Raw genomic sequence first — 3,268 nt, 5'->3', positions numbered from 1 at the left:
GTCGGCGGCAGCGGGGTGACCAGGGTGGCCGTGCCGGCCAGCGCGGACAGCATCTCGGCGGCGGTCAGCGCGCTGCCGTGCCCGGCGACCAGGACGGCGCGCGGACGGCCGTCCGGGCGCAGCCGGTCGAGGCCGGCCGCCTCGGCCTGCCGCAGCGCGGTGCGGACCCGCGCGCCGGCGCCGGCCAGGGCCAGCAGGGCGCGGTCGTGGTCGGCGCGCTGGAGCGCGGCCGGGTCGTCGAGCAGGGTGTCGTCGAGCATGCGGCGAACCTCCGGCTGCGGTCCTGGGCGCGCGCTCCGTTGCGCGCCGGGCGGTCGGGATGGGGCGGCGGCCCCGGGGCGGGTGCCAGGCCCGCCCCCAGGATCAGGCCGGGCGGCGGGCCTCGTCCACCAGGAGGACCGGAATGCCCTCGCGGACCGGGTACGCGAGGCCGCAGTCCGCGCCGGTGCAGACCAGCTCGGGCTGCTCCTCGGTGCCGCCCTCGACGAGCGCGGCCCGGCACTGCGGGCAGACCAGGATCTCCAGCAGGAAGGATTCGAGCTTCATGGGGCTCTCCAAAGTTCGGGGGTGGCACGGAGGTGCCCCGGCCGATAGGAAACCCTACCGGCCGGGGCACCGGGGCCCGTGGTCAGGCGCGGGGCTCAGCCGCGGACGACGGCGAGCACGCCGTCGCGCAGCTCGGCCATCCGCTCCGGGTCCTTCGCCTCGACGTTCAGGCGCAGCAGCGGCTCGGTGTTGGAGGCGCGCAGGTTGAACCACCAGTCCGGGCCGGCCACGGTCAGGCCGTCCAGCTCGTCCACCGTGACGCCCTCCCCGCCGGCGTAGGCGGCGCGGACGGCGGCGGTGCTGGCGGCCTGGTCGGCCACGGTGCTGTTGATCTCGCCGGAGGCCGCGTAGCGGTCGTACTCGGCGGTGAGCTCGGACAGCGTGCCCGGCTGCCCGCCGAGCGCGGCCAGCACGTGCAGCGCGGCCAGCATGCCGGTGTCGGCGCGCCAGAAGTCGCGGAAGTAGTAGTGCGCGGAGTGCTCGCCGCCGAAGACGGCGTCGGTCTCGGCCATCTCCTGCTTGATGAAGGAGTGGCCGACCCGGGTGCGCACCGGCTTGGCGCCGAGCTCGCGGACCACCTCGGGGACGGTCCAGGAGGTGATCAGGTTGTGGATGATCGTCGGCTCGGCCTCGCCGGCGGCCCGGGCGCGGGCGATCTCGCGGGCGGCGACCAGGGCGGTGATCGCCGACGGGGAGACCGGCTCGCCGCGCTCGTCCACGACGAAGCAGCGGTCGGCGTCGCCGTCGAAGGCCAGGCCCACGTCGGCGCCGACCTCGCGGACCTTGGCCTGGAGGTCGACCAGGTTCTTCGGGTCGAGCGGGTTGGCCTCGTGGTTCGGGAAGGTGCCGTCCAGCTCGAAGTACATCGGGACGAGCTCGATCGGCAGGCCGTCGAAGACGGTCGGCACGGTGTGGCCGCCCATGCCGTTGCCGGCGTCCACCGCGACCTTGAGCGGGCGGATCGCGGTGAGGTCGACCAGGCCCAGCAGGTGGTCGGCGTAGCCGCGCAGGGTGTCCTGGGCGGAGAGCCCGCCCGGCCGCACGTCCCGGGCCGGGACGGTGACGGTGCCGTCCTCGGCGGTCCAGGACTCGACCAGCTCGCGGATCTCGGACAGGCCGGTGTCCTGGCCGACCGGGGCGGCGCCGGCCCGGCAGAGCTTGATGCCGTTGTACTGGGCCGGGTTGTGGCTGGCGGTGAACATCGCGCCGGGCAGGTCGAGCTTGCCGCTGGCGTAGTACAGCTGGTCGGTGGAGCACAGCCCGATCTGCACCACGTCGGCGCCGTAGGCCGCGGCACCTTCGGCGAAGGCCAGGCTCAGCGACGGGGAGGAGGGCCGCATGTCGTGCCCGACCACGATCGCGGACGCTCCGGTGACCTGCACGAACGCGGCGCCGAAGGCCCGGGAGAGGCTCTCGTCCCACTGGTCCGGAACGACGCCCCGGACGTCGTACGCCTTCACGAGCTGCTTGAGGTCGCGCACTGCGGCTCCACCCTGGTCTGAGGTCTGATCGTTACGTCTGGGCCACCGCGCGTCCGGTCGACGGCGGTGACGGTAGACGGGCAGCGTACCCGGGCCGGGCGAACACCCCGTGCCGGGCGAGCGCTCAGTTGTCGGGCGAGCGCAGGACCCGGAGGTGGCCGCGGCGGCCGCCCTCGGTGGAATCGCCCTCGGGACCTCGGCCCTGACGGGGGGTCTGCGGGCGGGCGGCCTCGCGCACGGCGTTGGCCAGTGCCTCCAGGTCGTCGCTGCTGCGGCGCAGCGGCCCGGCCTCGGCGGCGAGCCGGACGACCTCCCAGCCGCGCGGGGCGGTGAGGCGCTCGGCGTGCTCGGCGCACAGGTCGTAGCAGTGCGGCTCGGCGTAGGTGGCGAGCGGGCCCAGGACGGCGGTGGAGTCCGCGTAGACGTACGTCAGCGTCGCGACGGCCGGCCGGCCGCACGCGGTCCGCGAACAACGACGTACAGAGCTCACGAGGGTGGACGGTACCGCACTCCTCGCCGGGGAGCGAAGACCGCCTGCCCGGAGGGGGTGCCGTGTCGCCCTCCGGGCGCCGGGGCCGCGGACCCGGCGCCCCGTGCGATTCCCCGTCGGAGTGGTCCACTTCCGACCGTCCAAGGACTACCCTCGGCAGTGATATGGACAGCTCCGCACCGCAGTCATCGACAGGCCCAGCCCGCCGCCCCCGGCACCGCGACCGGCACGGCAGGGGCCTGCGCGGCCCGCTGGCGCCGCCGCAGGTGCCGATCTCGCTCACCCGCTCCGAACTGTTCGACGACTACGTGCGCGAGTCGGTGGAGCGCCTCGAACGTCGTTGGCCGCAGCTGATCGAGGTGGAGTTCGCCGTCCAGGAGGTGCCGCTGCACGAGCCGGACGGCGCCGACGCCGAGGACGGCGTGCCGCTGGGGCGGGTGTCGCCCGGCAAGCAGGGGCGCAAGAGTCAGATCGTGGTGTACCGGCGGCCGGTGGAGATCCGGGCGAAGACCCGGGAGGACCGCGCGGCGCTGGTGCACGAGATCCTGATCGAGCAGGTCGCCGAGCTGCTGGGGCTGTCGCCGGACGCCATCGACCCGCGCTACGACGAGGACTGAGCCCGACGGGGACCGAGCCCGACGCGGCGGCACCGTGCAGGTGCCGCCGAGGTCGACGAGTTCGCCCGCGCCGGCCGTGAGCGTGCCGTGCGGGGCCGTCCGGGCGATCCTCCCGTCCCGGATCAGCACGTCCG

The 3,268-nt window shown here is 74.9% G+C and carries 4 protein-coding genes and 1 pseudogene; 1 reads left to right on the top strand and 4 read right to left on the bottom strand.

What is annotated here, in order from left to right; all coding sequences use genetic code 11:
* The 4 genes and pseudogenes from ABZW03_RS38995 to ABZW03_RS38980 form a co-directional block, all read right to left on the bottom strand.
* A pseudogene (locus ABZW03_RS38995) lies at positions 1-260 on the bottom strand (mannose-6-phosphate isomerase); the annotation flags it as partial.
* 103 nt (positions 261-363) lie between these two features.
* Positions 364-546 carry a Trm112 family protein gene (locus tag ABZW03_RS38990; protein ID WP_049659271.1) on the bottom strand — a complete coding sequence of 61 codons (183 nt, stop codon included), beginning with the start codon at positions 544-546 and terminating at the stop codon, positions 364-366.
* A 95-nt stretch (positions 547-641) separates the two neighbouring features.
* A complete protein-coding gene (locus ABZW03_RS38985; protein WP_355269339.1) occupies positions 642-2,027 on the bottom strand; it encodes a phosphomannomutase/phosphoglucomutase in 1,386 nt (461 codons plus the stop codon).
* A 124-nt stretch (positions 2,028-2,151) separates the two neighbouring features.
* Positions 2,152-2,517 (bottom strand): DUF3499 domain-containing protein, encoded by a 366-nt coding sequence (locus tag ABZW03_RS38980; protein WP_355269337.1) that lies wholly within the window; start codon positions 2,515-2,517, stop codon positions 2,152-2,154.
* Positions 2,518-2,681: 164 nt separating this feature from the next.
* Between ABZW03_RS38980 and ABZW03_RS38975 the strand changes: the two genes are divergently transcribed.
* On the top strand, positions 2,682-3,134 hold the full coding sequence (locus ABZW03_RS38975) for a metallopeptidase family protein (protein WP_030245500.1): 453 nt from the start codon (positions 2,682-2,684) through the stop codon (positions 3,132-3,134).
* Positions 3,135-3,268 lie beyond the last annotated feature (134 nt).

The organism is Kitasatospora sp. NPDC004799 (assembly GCF_040609095.1).
Lineage (GTDB): Bacteria > Actinomycetota > Actinomycetes > Streptomycetales > Streptomycetaceae > Kitasatospora.
Note: the sequence above shows the minus strand (reverse complement) of the source record. Positions and strands in the feature narration are given on the sequence as shown.

Coding starts and splice junctions, on each gene's coding strand:
- ABZW03_RS38990 (WP_049659271.1), bottom strand. CDS start 546: ATGAAGCTCGAATCCTTCCTGCTGGAGATCCTGGTCTGCCCGCAGTGC.
- ABZW03_RS38975 (WP_030245500.1), top strand. CDS start 2,682: ATGGACAGCTCCGCACCGCAGTCATCGACAGGCCCAGCCCGCCGCCCC.